Source organism: Mucilaginibacter sp., from assembly GCF_041088075.1.
GTDB lineage: Bacteria > Bacteroidota > Bacteroidia > Sphingobacteriales > Sphingobacteriaceae > Mucilaginibacter_A.
Genome location: NZ_JBGCVY010000027.1, coordinates 44,518 through 59,615, shown reverse-complemented (window position 1 = coordinate 59,615; position 15,098 = coordinate 44,518). Strand labels below are relative to the sequence as shown.

The 15,098-nt window shown below is 44.1% G+C and carries 12 protein-coding genes; 4 read left to right on the top strand and 8 right to left on the bottom strand.

The features are described 5' to 3' along the window. The first annotated feature begins 118 nt into the window (after positions 1-118). A complete protein-coding gene (locus tag V5804_RS06180) occupies positions 119-1,909 on the top strand; it encodes an ABC transporter ATP-binding protein (RefSeq protein ID WP_369590506.1) in 1,791 nt (596 codons plus the stop codon). Between the two features lie 123 nt (positions 1,910-2,032). Further along, positions 2,033-2,365 (top strand): DUF3276 family protein, encoded by a 333-nt coding sequence (locus V5804_RS06175; protein WP_369590505.1) that lies wholly within the window; start codon positions 2,033-2,035, stop codon positions 2,363-2,365. Positions 2,366-2,467: 102 nt separating this feature from the next. Here the strand turns inward: V5804_RS06175 and V5804_RS06170 are convergent, their stop codons facing one another. The 4 genes from V5804_RS06170 to mgtE form a co-directional block, all read right to left on the bottom strand. After that, the gene (locus V5804_RS06170; protein ID WP_369590504.1) at positions 2,468-2,746 is read right to left on the bottom strand and encodes a type II toxin-antitoxin system RelE/ParE family toxin; all 279 of its coding nucleotides are present in this window, start codon (positions 2,744-2,746) and stop codon (positions 2,468-2,470) included. An 84-nt stretch (positions 2,747-2,830) separates the two neighbouring features. Further along, positions 2,831-3,067 carry a hypothetical protein gene (locus V5804_RS06165; RefSeq protein ID WP_369590503.1) on the bottom strand — a complete coding sequence of 79 codons (237 nt, stop codon included), beginning with the start codon at positions 3,065-3,067 and terminating at the stop codon, positions 2,831-2,833. A gap of 16 nt (positions 3,068-3,083) precedes the next feature. Then, complete coding sequence (locus V5804_RS06160; protein WP_369590502.1) at positions 3,084-3,542, bottom strand: DUF5362 family protein; 459 nt, start codon at positions 3,540-3,542, stop codon at positions 3,084-3,086. A gap of 58 nt (positions 3,543-3,600) precedes the next feature. Next, positions 3,601-4,971 carry a magnesium transporter gene (gene mgtE / locus V5804_RS06155; RefSeq protein WP_369590501.1) on the bottom strand — a complete coding sequence of 457 codons (1,371 nt, stop codon included), beginning with the start codon at positions 4,969-4,971 and terminating at the stop codon, positions 3,601-3,603. 171 nt (positions 4,972-5,142) lie between these two features. Here mgtE and ychF point away from each other — a divergent pair, with 171 nt between their 5' ends. Continuing rightward, positions 5,143-6,240, top strand: a complete 1,098-nt coding sequence (ychF, locus tag V5804_RS06150; protein ID WP_369590500.1) for a redox-regulated ATPase YchF — start codon at positions 5,143-5,145, stop codon at positions 6,238-6,240. A 93-nt stretch (positions 6,241-6,333) separates the two neighbouring features. Then, entirely contained in the window at positions 6,334-7,290 is a 957-nt protein-coding gene (locus V5804_RS06145) for a class I SAM-dependent methyltransferase (protein ID WP_369590499.1), read from the top strand. Positions 7,291-7,945: 655 nt separating this feature from the next. Here the strand turns inward: V5804_RS06145 and V5804_RS06140 are convergent. From V5804_RS06140 to V5804_RS06125, 4 genes are all read right to left on the bottom strand, one after another. Then, a complete protein-coding gene (locus tag V5804_RS06140) occupies positions 7,946-8,452 on the bottom strand; it encodes a hypothetical protein (RefSeq protein WP_369590498.1) in 507 nt (168 codons plus the stop codon). Positions 8,453-8,874: 422 nt separating this feature from the next. Continuing rightward, positions 8,875-10,035, bottom strand: a complete 1,161-nt coding sequence (locus V5804_RS06135; RefSeq protein WP_369590497.1) for an efflux RND transporter periplasmic adaptor subunit — start codon at positions 10,033-10,035, stop codon at positions 8,875-8,877. Continuing rightward, complete coding sequence (locus tag V5804_RS06130; RefSeq protein ID WP_369590496.1) at positions 10,032-14,405, bottom strand: CusA/CzcA family heavy metal efflux RND transporter; 4,374 nt, start codon at positions 14,403-14,405, stop codon at positions 10,032-10,034. Before V5804_RS06130 ends, V5804_RS06135 begins: the two co-directional genes overlap by 4 nt. 294 nt (positions 14,406-14,699) lie before the next feature. Further along, complete coding sequence (locus V5804_RS06125) at positions 14,700-15,080, bottom strand: hypothetical protein (protein ID WP_369590495.1); 381 nt, start codon at positions 15,078-15,080, stop codon at positions 14,700-14,702. Positions 15,081-15,098: the final 18 nt, after the last annotated feature.

The following is a 15,098-nucleotide window of genomic DNA, read 5'->3' as shown; positions in this document are numbered from 1 at the left end:
AGGATAGGCCGACGGCTTCAGCCAAAAAATACAAACATTTTTGATTGAAGCGATTTCCTTGCGCTACTTTTTGCCAAAGCAAAGCTGATGTCGCCTTTTTTTTAACTTTGCAACACGCATGAAGCACCTCGCCTACCTCAATAAATACCTGTGGAAATACCGGTTGTATTTAATCCCCGGTATTTTTTTCGTTATCGTTTCTAATATTTTTGGCGTGCTGCCTGCGCCCGTCATCCGCCTTTCGTTTGATCTGGTAACCGAAAATATCCGCATTTACCATTTGTACAACGGATTTGATCGGCAAAAAATCATTTACGATTTCCTTGGGCAAAGCCTGCTCCTCTTCGGCGCAATCGTTTTGGCAATGGCGCTTTTGCGCGGCTTGTTCCTGTTTTTTATGCGGCAAACCATTATTTTAATGTCGCGCCACATCGAGTTTGATCTCAAAAACGAGATTTACAACCATTACCAAACCTTGTCGCTGGCTTTTTACCGCAGAAACAACACCGGCGATTTGATGAACCGCGTTACCGAGGATGTGAGCCGTGTGCGCATGTACCTCGGCCCAAGTATTATGTACGCCATCAACACCGCCGTGCTGTTTTTAATGGTGATTTATGCGATGCTGGCTGTCAACGTGCGGCTGGCCATTTTCAGTTTGTTGCCGCTGCCGGTTTTGGCACTGGCCATTTATATCGTGAATACCGAAATTAACCATCGCAGCGAACGCATCCAGGAAAGGCTTTCGGGCTTGTCGAGTTTTGTGCAGGAAACTTTTTCGGGAATCCGCGTGATCAAATCTTACGTCCGTGAAAAGTTCATCAGCGCCAGCTTCCGCAAAGAAAGTGAGGCTTACAAAACCGATTCGCTTTCGCTGGTAAAAGTGCAGGCGTTGTTTTATCCGGTGATGCTTTTGCTGGCGGGAATGAGTACGTTGATTACGATTTATGTGGGCGGGATTGAGGTGATGAAAGGCAACATCACCGCAGGAAATATCGCCGAATTTGTGGTTTATGTGAACCTGCTCACCTTTCCGGTTTTGAGTTTGGGCTGGGTTACTTCTTTGATCCAACGTGCGGCGGCATCGCAAAAAAGGATCAACGAATATTTAGGAACAATTTCCGAAATTGATCAACCCAAAACTTCGGAAATTGAAATTAAAGGCCACATCGAATTTAAAAACGTCAGCTTTGTTTATCCGGACACCAAAATTATGGCCTTAAAAGAAGTATCGTTTACGGCTGCGCCGGGCGAATTGATTGCGGTTATCGGGCGGACCGGTTCCGGGAAATCTACCATCGCCAATTTACTAATGCGGATGTACGATTGCACGTTGGGCGAGATTTTGATTGATGGCGTTCCGATCCAGCAACTCAACCTAAAAAATTACCGTGCGCAAACGGGTTTTGTGCCGCAGGAAGTTTTTCTTTTTTCGGATACCATCGCCAATAATATTGCTTTTAGTGCCGATGTTTTGGATATGCCGCGCGTAGAAAACGCCGCCCGAAGTGCCGCCGTTTATGATAACATTGCCGCTTTTGACGAAGGTTTTAAAACGATGATCGGCGAGCGCGGCGTTACACTTTCGGGCGGGCAAAAACAGCGGGTTTCCATTGCGCGTGCTGTTTTTAAGCAGCCAAAAATTTTGATCTTTGACGATTGCCTTTCTGCGGTGGATACCAAAACGGAAGAAGAAATCCTGAACAATTTGGGCGAAGTGATGAAAGGCCGGACGAGCATTTTGATTGCGCACCGCATCTCCACCATCAAAAATGCCGATAAAATTATTGTTTTAGATGAGGGTAAAATTATCGAACAAGGCACGCACGAAGCGTTGATGGAACAAAAAGGAAGCTATTACGAACTGTACGAAAAACAGCTTTTAGAAGAATCAGAAGCTATTGGCTAACGAGCGGAAACTTTGTAAAGTATTTCTACGTAAAAATATTTGTGCCGATAACAGGCTTTTTTCTTTTGTAATTTTAAAAAAGCATTATATTTATCGCCGTCAAACAAATATAAACTATTGCAAATGGGAGATTTTGATAGCAGGGACCGGGAAGAGGTCTATTCGAAAAAGGTAAGGGCCGGTAAAAGGACTTATTTTTTTGATGTGAAAGCCACGCGCTCTAACGATTATTACGTAACCATCACAGAAAGCAAAAAGCGTTTGGAAGACGGCGTTTTTGTAAAACACAAGATCTTTTTGTACAAAGAAGACTTCGAGAAATTTGCAGAAGGCTTAAAAGAAACCACCGAATACATCAAAGCAAACCAGGAAGTTGCCGAAAAACGCTACGAATTTGTGGACAGCAACGAAAGCAGCACTTCTAAAATCACTGACGATATTTCTTTCGAACTATAATTTAACTTAAACACCCTAAACTTTATCAATACAAAATCCTGCTTTCGGGCAGGTTTTTTTGTTTGGGGCAAGAAACCAAGCAAATTTTTGAAGCTACACTTCTCAGGGGAAATTTTTGTAAATGTTTTTTCTGTGTTCCGCGACAACTAACCTAACAATATCTCCTTCTTCTAAAACAAATCCTACACGATAATTACCGGTTTTGTATCGGTAACATTCCCGCTGATCCTTTCTGTTAGTTTTAAGCTTTTTGATATTATTGATAGCTGTCAGATGATGGGCAGTTTCAATAGCTTTGATAAAATCTGATATGTTTATTTGAACATCTTTAGGCAGACTATTCGCAGCTTTAGCGAAAACTTTTTCGACGATATACTGCATTAAGATAGATTAAAGATTGCTTGCCCGGAAACGACAAAGGCAAGGCTGTAAAAGTTATTTTTGCTTAAATAATATATTGACAACTTATTTACCAAGCCGGGAAAGAAAATCAGCCGTTTCTGCGGGAGATAAAATATCGTTTTGAATACCTGCATCAATCGCACGGATCATTGCGGCATCTTCTTCATCTTCTGTAAAATCCAACACCTCAACATTAACATTCAAATGCTTTGCAAACTCAATTACATCTTGCTTTTGCTGTTCTGTGGTTACCTCTAAAACAAGTTTCATATCGTCCAAATATACTTTTAAATCTTTCAATAATTATAAGAACCTTTTACCTTGAAACGCCGCCAGTTAAAGTCCCAATCAAAACCATCAAATAAAACACAATGAAGGAAATAATCAAAATCCCAAAAAACCGGAAATAAGACTTTAGTTTTTGAAAAGCCAGGTTAAGGTTCACCTGGTCGCCGTATTCAAAACCTTTTTTTATCGCGCCGCCAAATTGGTACAAATATAAAGAAGGTATAAAAATAAGCACGCCAAACAGAAAGTACATAAAGCTCAGCCCGCTGCTCAACGCTTTCGGATTAAGGCCGGTGCCGTAAGTTTGCTGCAGTTTACCAACTACCGAACCAACCGAAAACGCACTGACGATGGTTAAAACACTGAAAACAAAACCGGCGCTCCCTAAAAAGTTGGCCCATTTTCCGGCTTCGCGCATGTAGGCTTCTGCTTCAAAAGTGATCAGCATTTCGCTTGCTTCGCCCGTTGCTTCTGTATTTTCTTCCATTTTTTGAAATTTTAATTACGGTAAATATTTTATCTTCTAAAACAATACTGTTTTTACCCTATAAAAGTTTGCCTTGCATAATCATTACGGCGATAGAAAAATAAATAACCAAACCGGTTACATCCACCAAAGTTGCCACAAAAGGCGCGGATGAAGTGGCCGGATCCGCACCCAGTTTTTTAAGCAGTAAAGGAAGCATCGAACCGGCAAGCGATCCCCACAAAACCACGCCTACCAAAGCGCAACTTACAGTCAATCCAACCAATTGCCAATGCGGGCCATAAATGTGCGAGAATAAACTCCAGACATAGATCCGCATAAAACCAATTAAGCCCAGCGTGATGCCCAACATCAAACCGGATAAAATTTCGCGCCGCATCACACGCCACCAATCGGCAATGGTTACTTCGCCCAAAGCCATGGCCTGGATAATTAATGTTGAAGCCTGTGAACCGCTGTTGCCGCCACTCGAAATAATTAAGGGCACAAACAAAGCCAACACTACCGCTTTGGCAATTTCGTCTTCAAAATAAGCCATCGCAGTAGCGGTCAACATTTCGCCCAAAAACAAAATGATAAGCCAGCCCACACGTTTCCTAACCAGCTTTAGCAATGGCATGTCCAAATACGGCTCGTCTAAAGCTTCTGTACCGCCAATTTTCTGGATGTCTTCGGTGTATTCTTCGTTGGCAATCCATAAAATATCATCCACGGTAACAATGCCGAGTAAAATATCGTCCTGGTCGGTTACGGGCAAAGCCACACGGTTGTTCATCCTGAAAACGTTGATGGCTTCTTCCTGCGGGTCGTGTACGTGGAGGGAAATCAGGCGGTCGTCCATCAGTTCGCTGATTGGCGTTAAAGGATCAACCAGCAAAATATCGCGGATACGGATATCGTCCAGCAAAACGCCCTCATCATCAATCACATAAATCACATCAATCGTTTCCGAATTTTTACCGTAACGCCTGATGTGCGCCAAAACATGGTTCACGTCCCAGCTTTTTTTAACGGCAATATAATCGGGCGTCATCAACCTTCCTATGCTGTCTTCTTCGTAGCCCAACAACGCCAAAGCTTCTTTTCTTTCGGCCGGAGGAAGCAAAATGATCAATTTTTTTACCGCATCGCCATGCAGTTCGCTGAACAAAGCTGTCCGGTCGTCCGGCGGCAATTCGGTAATCAGTTCCGTAACTTTTGGCCCCGAAAGCTTTTTGATGATCCGTTCCTGCGTTGGAAAATCGAGGATACGAAAAACATTGACCGCCCGGTTGATGGATAATGTTTCGATAAAAGTGGCTGCATGTTCGGGATATTCGTCAATCAGATGTTCTACATCCGATATGTTCAGATCGTCCAGGTATTCTTTCAACTGCTGCTCTTTGCCGTTTTCCAGCAGCGCTTCAATTTCCGCTATGTTTTCTTCCATAGTAATATTTTTTTATTTTGATGACCTTCGGAAACCGTCGGCAAAAATCGTTTAATTTTTTGAATTAAAGAGGCTGTTTTACTGCTATATTTGCCGCAAATTCCAGGGCAGCCGTTAAATAGGTTATACGTATTGTCATGCTGTTTTTACACGATAAAAATTAATAAAAATATGGGGTTACAATGCGGGATTGTAGGATTGCCCAACGTCGGGAAATCAACGTTGTTCAACTGTTTGTCCAACGCCAAGGCACAGGCAGCCAATTTTCCTTTTTGCACCATCGAACCAAACGTTGGCGTAATTACGGTGCCGGACGAGCGGATCACCAAATTAGCAGAACTGGTTAACCCGCAGCGTGTTGTGCCAAACGTGATCGAAATAGTTGACATTGCCGGACTGGTAAAAGGCGCCAGCAAAGGCGAAGGTTTGGGCAACCAGTTTTTGGGGAATATCCGAGCCACCAATGCCATTATCCATGTGCTGCGTTGTTTTGATGATGACAACGTGATCCATGTGGATGGTTCTGTTGACCCGATCCGTGATAAAGAAATTATTGATACCGAACTGCAGTTGAAGGATTTGGAATCCATTGACAAAAAACTGCAAAAAGTAGAACGCGCGGCCAAAACCGGCGACAAAGAAGCCAAAAAAGCTTTTGAAGTTTTAGGCGTTTTTAAACAGCATTTGCAGGCAGGAAAATCGGCACGGACGGCGCAGGTTGCCCCGGAAGATTTGGAATATGTGGAAGATTTGTTTTTGCTGACGCTGAAACCGGTGCTGTATGTTTGCAACGTGGATGAAGCTTCTGTAACCAAAGGCAACGCTTATGTAGAAAAAGTGAAAGCAGCCGTGGCCGAAGAAAATGCCGAAGTGCTGGTGATTTCGGCACAAATAGAATCAGAGATTGCGCAGTTGGAAAGCTACGACGAACGCCAGATGTTCCTGGAAGATCTCGGCTTAACAACTTCCGGCGTTAATTTGATGATCAAAGCCGCTTACCGTTTGCTGAAACTGGCCACTTATTTTACGGCCGGCGTTCAGGAAGTTCGGGCCTGGACGATCACGCAAGGTTTTACCGCACCACAAGCCGCAGGCGTCATCCATACCGATTTTGAAAAAGGTTTTATCCGTGCCGAAGTGATCAAGTACGAAGACTTTGTAAAATTAGGATCAGAAGCGGCCTGCAAAGAAGCCGGAAAACTAAGCGTGGAAGGCAAAACTTACATCGTGCAAGACGGCGATATTATGCACTTCCGATTTAATGTGTAAGGTTTTTGTTCAGGTAGAAGTGATTTTGCCGATACTGTTTTTATGCCGATAAAAACAGTATCGGCATAAAATAATTTTATAAATACATTTTGAATGGTCCCGGAAAAAAAAGCATATACCGCCGAAAATTGCAGAATTTGCAATTCACCTTTTTCAAAGGAATATACGCTGAAAGAAAGGATGTTTGGGTTCAAAGATGAGTTCCGCTATCAGCAATGTTCTTTTTGCGGTTGTTTGCAGATAGCAGAATTGCCTGAAAACATAACAAAGTATTATCCTCCGTATTATTACGCTTATGCACAGAAAATACCTGTTTTAAAAAAACTACCGCTAATGAAGCGGTTGTTTAAAAGCATCAGGCTACAAAAAAAATACAAAAAAAATGTTTATCCGCTTACTTATTTAAAACCAATAAACACAGGCATAAACGACAGGATTTTAGATGTTGGCTGTGGAAAAGGTTTGTTGATTTGCCAGTTGTTTAACCAGGGATTTGAAAATGTGGAAGGGGTGGATAAATTCATCCCGCACAAATATGACCATGGGCATGGTGTAAAAGTGAGGAAGAAAGACCTTGCAGAATTAAAGCCCCGGTTTTATGATTTGATCATGATGCACCATGTTTTAGAACACATGGACCAGCAAAAAGACGCTTTAACTGACTGCCGTAATTTACTAAAGGATGATGGCTGCCTGATGATTAGGATCCCGCTGATTGGAGAGGCCTGGAAGCTTTATCAGGAGGACTGGGTTCAGTTGGATGCGCCGAGGCATTTCTTTTTACATTCGTTAAAGAGCATGCAAATTCTGGCCGAAAGTTCCGGTTTTGAAATCAGGCACACGGTATTTGATTCTACAGGTTTTCAGTTTTGGGGGAGTGAGTTATATAAAAAAGATATACCCTTGTTCTCTGAAAAGGACGATTTTAAACTGATTGATGCTGAAAAAATGTTTGATTTGGACGAATTAAAAGCTTATGCGCATGAGGCCGAGCAGCTTAATATCCATTGCAAAGGAGATTCTGCCGCATTTTATTTATACAAGAAATAAATATTTGTTTTCCGCTAACCGGAGATTAGCAATTTCTACCTGCTTTCTAATTTATGCAACCGTCCTGTCAACGGGACGGCAATGAATTTCTTTCATCATACATTCTTTAAATCAAATCAAAACAGTTTTCAAGGTTTTTGTTTAGGCTGAAGTGATCTTGCCGATACTGTTTTTATGCCGGTAAAAACAGTATCGGCAAACTTGTTTAAACTTTTATTATTTCATTACATCCTTCATTTACAGTTTATCAAGGACACACCCCTGACCCCTCTCGAGAGGGGAAGCATAGCTTGCTACCTTTCTAACGTTTGGAAAGGCGACGTTTACAGGTTCCCCTCTCGAGAGGGGCAAGGGGTGTGTCCTTAATTTTATGCCATAAAAGAAGCATCCGGAATTAAGTTTAAACAGCTTCGCATAAAATTAATTGACCACCTGTCGTTCGTTATTTTTCAATAAAAACCTGTGGATTTTTTGGCGGTTATACGCTACCGCAAAAAATTAAGTTCCGAAAAGAAACTGAAATTATACCGGTAAAAGAAGTATGGGAAGGTGTAATCTTTTCAGTAAAAACAGGATCTGTTTGCTTTAAGCCGAATAGCCAATACTGTTTTTATGCCGGTAAAAACAGTATCGGTGGTTTTGGATTAAAAATGGGTTAAGCGCCTATTTTCCCTAAAAATATCCCGATCACAAACACAATCCCGCCGCCTACAATTACCTGCAAAATGGTGGAAACCAAGGGCGTTTTCATAAACCGATACCTGATAAATGCAATGATCAGCAGTTCTACCACCACCACCATATAAGCCAGGTGCAAAGCCGTTTGCAGGTTGCCGATTAAAAACGGCAAGGTGTGCAGCATACCACCAAAAGCCGTAGAAAAAGCCGTAATGGCACCGCGTGTTATTGGTGCGCCCCGGCCGGTAACCGTTCCGTCGTCAGACAGTGCTTCTGCAAGCCCCATGCTGATGCCTGCGCCCAATGATGCCGCCAGGCCAACATAAAAAGCTTCGATCGGCCGCCCGGTTAAACCTGCTGTTGCAAAAATCGGCGCCAGGGTAGAAACAGAACCATCCATCAAACCCAGCAAAGCAGGCTGTACTTTTTGGATCACATATTCGCGCTCTGCCTTGGTTTCTGCTTTAGTTTTTACGTCGTCCATTATTGTTCATTTAAAAAAAGGGATTGTTTGTCCCGCACAGTTTGTCAATGATAACTTTAAAAATTTGTTTGGTTTATTTTTGATGCTTCTTTTATCGGTATAAAATCAAGATCAATTTTATAGGGGTAAAAGAAGCATGGTGATCAGTTCTAAAAATATGTAAGGATTTGTTTAAAAACGGATTTGAATATATATTTTAATTGCCGTTGGCTTTAGCCAACGGAACAATAGCGGGCGTTAAAAGGCTTTAGCCAAAAAAAATATCTTATATTCGGCTAAAGCCTGCTTTCTAATTTATGCAACCGTTGGCTGAAGCCAACGGCAATGAATTTCTTCCAAAATATATTCTCTGAATCAAATTTAAACAGCTTCTAAAGATTTGAACAAAAATCCACCGTATTTCAAACTCTGTTTCAAAAAAATTAATCTTCTTCGCCCGTGTTTTTCATCGCCGATAAAATAGAAAATGCGCCTTTCAGCACAAACAATTGGTTGGCCAGTTCCGGTTTTTTGAGCCTGATCTCGTTCCAGCCATTTTCCTGGATACCAATCTCAACAGGGATCATGCTGAAAAGCATTGCGTTTTTAGGCTGAGGCTTGGCGGCAAAAATAAAAGGCTTTCCGCCAAAATTAATTAAAGCGCCATCCGGAACGGCCATCGTATTTTGAGGTTTGGTTTCGATGGATGCCTGTAAAAACATATTGGGCAACAGGCGCGGATCGGTTTTCAGGAAATGGCAATGCACCATTACGCTTCGCGAACTGTCCAGCATCCTGCCGATCAAAATTATTTTTCCGGGAAAAGTTTGGCCCGGAATACTTGGCAGTGTTATTTTTACTTTGTTGCCGATTTTTATTTTGGAGATGTCCTGTTCAAAAACGGTTAAAGCGGCGTGGATGTCGCTTGTATTTACTAATTGCATCAGTTCATCGTTTGGGTTGATGTATTTTCCGATGTTCACGTCCACTTTGGATATGTAGCCCGAAATAGGCGAAAAAATGGTAATATAGGGTTTGATGGATGAGGCCGACAACCGCTGTGGGTTAATGCCGAGCATCCTTAATTTTTGCGCCAAACCTGCCGCCTGCGCCTGCTCGCTGTTGTAGTCTGCCTGCGATTGCTGGTATAATTTTAGCGGACTGGCCTGCTGTTGGCTCAGTTCGCGCTGGCGTACCATTTCCTGCTTTAAAAACACCATGCGGCTGGTTGAAGTCAGGTAATCCTGCTGAATGGTGATGTAATCCTGGTTTTCAACCGTGGCCAATACTTGTCCTTTGTGTACCGGTTCGCCGGGCAGCATCGCTGTTTGTTTTAAAAACCCGCCCAGCGGTACGTTTACCGAAATCAAGTTTTCGGGCGGTACATCTACTTGTCCATTCACTTGCACAAAGCCCGATAACGGGTGCATGGATAAACGGCCGGTATCAATTCCGCCGTTTTTAATTTGTGCCGAATCAAACGCAATGCTGTTGTTTTTTTCCTTTGGCTGCTGTTGCTGCGGTTCGGATTGATCTTTTTTATCGCTGCTGTTTCCGCAACCTAAAAGCAACAGGGTTAATATAATGATATAATTAATTTTCATGGTTTTTGAGGTTGTGCCTGGTAATACCAGATGGTGTTGATGGTTTGGTCTAACTGCAGCAAGGCATCCAGCCGGTCGTTTTGGATTTGTATGGCCTGGTTGTACAGGTTCACCCATTCAATATAGCTGATGCCGCCGCTTTTAAAAGACAGCGTAGCCGTTCGCAACAGTTCCGCTGCCTGGTTTAAGGCCAAAGTTTCAAAATAATTAATGGATTGTATTTGCTGGTTGTAGCGCGTTACGGCCTGCCGCCATTGTTCCAGCCACTCGTTTTGTTTGGCCGTTAAGGTATAAGTTGCCGCTTTTTGCTGCAAAGTGGCAGCTTTAACGGCCGAACGGTAAGAACCCAGAAAAAGCGGAATGTTAACACCAGCCAGATAAGAAGAAAAACGGTTGCTGCGCAATAACAAAACATTGCCGTCACGAATATCCGGCCCCACAAAACTTTGGTTGTTGTAGCCTAAAGTAATTTCGGGCAATTGGCGCGAACGGTTTACTTTGACCTGCAAACCACTGACCGTAACCTGCTGTTTGGCCTGCCTTACTTCCGGGTTTTCTAATGCGGCCAAAGAATCCGAAGAAAAATTTTGTTGCCACGCAGGAGGCGATTGGTCAACCGGCAAAAGCTGCATTTTGGTGCCGAGCAGAAGTTGCCAGTGGCTTTGCAGTATGTTGATTTCTGACAAAAGCTGCAAACGCTGGTTTCTGATCGTTCCGGCCCTGGCTTCGGCACTGGTTAGGTTGATGCGGGAAGTCTCGCCCAAATCAAACCTTAATTTTTCCAGCCGGATCACTTCTGTATAAACCGAATCCTGTACTTTTAACAACTGCAGCTTCGCCAAATCGGTAGCCATTTGCAGGTAAACGTCGCGCACTTGGTAAGCCAGCTCGTTGCGCAAAGCTTCCTCCTGCAAAGCGGTTAAACCGGCTTCGGCCTTTAAAAAGTTGTGCTGCGCCTGATAAACACCTGGCAGCGGGAAATTTTGCAGCACCGAAACGCGGTTGTCGGTATTCGCGCTGTTGATCCTCCCCTGGTCAAACTGCAACTGCGTTTTCGGCACTTCGTATGCCGTGCCCAAATTTGCACCGGCGGCCAAAGTGCGGTTTTGTGCAGCTTTTAAATAAGCGTTTCCGGCCCATGCTTCTTTTACCGCATCATTTATGGTGATCGCTTTTCCAACCGGCTGCTGTGCGTGAAGAGGAAGCGTAAGAAAAATCAAAACAACAGCGGCAACGGTAGCTTTAGGTTGATTTTTGGAAGATTTGACCGCGGCAAAAAGTTTGTATAAAGCCGGCAGCACAACCAACGTCAGCAAGGTAGCCGTAATCAAGCCGCCGATAACAACGGTAGCCAAAGGACGCTGCACTTCGGCACCGGCACTGGTAGAAATAGCCATCGGGAAGAAACCCAAAGATGCTACGGTAGCAGTCATCAGCACAGGCCGAAGCCGGTTACTGGTCCCTTTGCGGATGCATTCGTCCGTGTCTTCTTCGCCTTCGGCACGCAAACGGTTAAACTCGCTGATCAAAACAATGCCGTTTAAAACAGCTACGCCAAATAAGGCAATAAAGCCAACGCCCGCAGAAATACTGAAAGACATGCCGCGCGCCCACAAAGCAAAAACGCCGCCGATAGCCGCCAAAGGTATCGCCGAAAAAACAAGCAATGCTTCTTTTACCTGGTTAAAAGCAAAATACAGCAGCACTAAAATAAACAACAGCGAAGCCGGCACAGCTATGGCCAAACGTTTTTTGGCCGATTTCAGGTTTTCAAACTGGCCGCCATAATCTACATAATATCCGGCGGGCATTTTAACTTTTTGCTGGATCTGCTGCTGCAGGTCGCTCACCACGCTTTGCACATCGCGGCCGCGCACGTTAAAAGAAACCGAAATGCGCCTTTGCCCGTTTTCCCGCTGGATCTGGTTTGGCCCGTCTTTAATGCTAATGGTTGCCACCTGGCTTAAAGGGATTTGCACGCCGCTCGGCGTATTGATCTGCAACTGATCCAAATTGTTAAAGTTGGAACGCGCCGTGTCGGCCATCCGCAGCATCACATCAAACTGCCGCTCGCCTTCGTAAATACTTCCTGCTTTTTCCCCTGCAAAAACAGCATTCACCACATGGTTTACCTGGTTAATGCTGAGGTTGTATTGCGCCAAAGCAGCACGGTTATAATGCACCACCAATTGCGGCAGGCCGGTTATTTTTTCGGTATAAATATCTGCCGCGCCTTTTACCTTGCCGGCCAAGCTGCTTACTTTTCCGGCCAGGCTGGACAATTGCTGCAAATCGTCGCCAAATATTTTAACAACCACATCCTGCTTTGCACCGGATATCAGCTCGTTAAAACGCATTTGCACGGGATACTCAAAACCAACATTTAAACCGGGGATTTGGGCAAGCGCTTTGCCAAAAGCATCTTCCAGACCAGCGTAATCATGCGCCGTTTTCCACTGTGATTTATCTTTCAGGATGATAAAAACATCACATTGTTCCAACGACATTGGGTCGGTTGGGATTTCTGCGGAACCGATCCGGCAGGTTACCTGTTCTACTTCCGGGAATTTTTTCAGTTCATCACAAGCCATTTGCATCCCTTTGATGGTTTGTGTTAAAGAGGTGCCGGGCAGAAAACGGGCATCGAGGGCAAAATCCCCTTCTTCCAGTTGCGGAATAAATTCTCCGCCCAAAGACCGGAAAATAAAAAAAGCAGCGGCAAACAGCGCAACAGCTATCAGCATAACTATTTTGGCATGTTTTAAAGCTTTTTCTAATAATGGCGAATAATATTTGTGGACGAAAGCCATCAGCTTATCCGAAAAATTGGTTTTTTGTTCTGCTTTTTTACTGATGGTCAAGGCCGTCATCATCGGCACATAAGTGATGGAAAGCAGGAACGCGCCAACGAGTGCAAAGGCAACGGTTTCTGCCATCGGCCTGAACATTTTGCCTTCAATCCCTTGCAAACTTAAAATAGGAAGGTAAACAATGAGGATAATCACCTGCCCGAAAATGGCCGCGTTCATCAGCCGTGAAGCCGAAGTTTTAACTTCTTCGTTTATTTCCTCCTGGGAAAAATCGCCGCGGTTATTTGCCTTAATTTTATCCCGTAAATGATGCATCACGCCTTCTACAATAATCACGGCGCCATCTACAATCAACCCAAAATCCAATGCGCCCAAACTCATCAGGTTGGCCGAAACGCCAAACAAGTTCATGATGATGAGCGCAAACAGCATCGAAAGCGGGATCACGGAAGCAACTACGAGACCCGAACGTAGGTTTCCGAGAAAAATAACCAGCACAAAAATGACGATCAATGCGCCTTCGATCAGGTTTTTTTTAACGGTGGAGATGGAATTGCCCACCATTTTGCTGCGTTCGTAATAAGGCACAATGGTTACGCCTTCGGGCAGGCGTTTTTTGATTTCTTCTACCCGCAGCTTTACATCTTTTACCACCTGCATGGCGTTGGCGCCTTTCAGCATCAATACAACGGCACCGGCAACTTCACCGTAATGGTCGTTGTACATCGCACCAAAACGCAAAGCATCTCCTTCGCGCACGTTGGCTACTTCGCCTAAGCGTAACGGAAGCCCGCGGATGTTTTTTACCGGCATGTTCCGCAGGTCTTCTAAAGTGGAGGCCATGCCTTCGGTGCGGATATAGTAAGCGTTCGGCCCTTTTTCGATGTAAGCACCGCCGGTATTTTCATTGTTTTGCTGCACGGCATTGTACAAATCGTCCAAAGTAATGCCCATGCCTTTTAAACGTTCGGAGTTGATGACCACCTGGTATTGCTTCAGTTTTCCGCCCAAACTGCTTACATCGGCCACGCCGGGAACGCCCAGCAACTGCCGCCGTACAATCCATTCCTGCAACGTGCGCAGTTCGGTCAGCGTGTAGCGGTTTTCGTACCCGGGTTTTGGCACCACGTAATATTGGTAAACTTCGCCTAAACCAGTCGTTACCGGCCCCATATCGGTTTCGCCAATGTTTGGCGGGATCACGCCTTTTAACTGGTTCAGCCGCTCGCTTACCTGCTGGCGGGCGCGGGCAATATCCACATCGTCATTAAAAACAACGGTAACGTTTGACAAGCCGAAACGGGAAATGGAGCGCATTTCCTTTAGTTCGGGCAATGAGGCCATCACCCTTTCTATCGGCATGGTGATGAGGCGTTCTACTTCGGGCGCGGCCAGCGATGGCGAAACGGTGATGAGCAGCACCTGGTTGTTGGTGATATCAGGAACGGCATCTACAGGCAAACGCGATGCCGAATAAATGCCAAAAGCACTCATCAGCAACACCAATAAACCTACAATAAGCTTGTTCCTGACCGAGAATTCTATAATTCGATCAATCATTTTTATCAGCTTAAATTAATAACATGTTTAAACTTTTGTTTTTTTAAGAATAAGGCTATTTATAACAACAACCAAATCCCCCTTGCCCCCTTCAAAAGGGGAAGCCTGTCGCCTACCTTTCTAAAATTTAAAAATTCGGAGCAAGGTAGGCACCCTGGCCCTTTTCCCCCTTTGAAGGGGGTTAGGGGGATGACCTTAATTTTTACCCGATAAAAGAAGTATCTGGAAATTAGTTTAAACAACTTCAATAATAATACTTCTGCAAAAATATTACAGAAAATAATTGGGGATAATTTATGCTGATTTTGGAGGCTGAAAAACCTTGCCAGGAAAATTGTGCGGGATGAAAGCAGAAAAATAAACAGTTTTTGGTTCGAGGTAAAAAGGGTGCAAACAAGCAATACCGACAACGGCCGGAGGCATGGACAATTGGATTATTAAATTGTGGTTGTCCAGCGTTTTGAAAGGCAGTTGCATGTCCTGGGCGTAATCATCGTCCACAACGGTTTTATCAAAATAGTGCATTTTTAAAAAACCGATGACCGTAGTGCCGGGGTGCAAACGCACATGCTGACTGTAATGCTGCAACAGCAAGGGAAATTTAAGGAATTCGCCCAATACTGTATTTTGCAATAAAAATAAAATCAGGAGAAATCGGGCCAAATGGTATTTCATTGTTCTTGGGGAAACAAC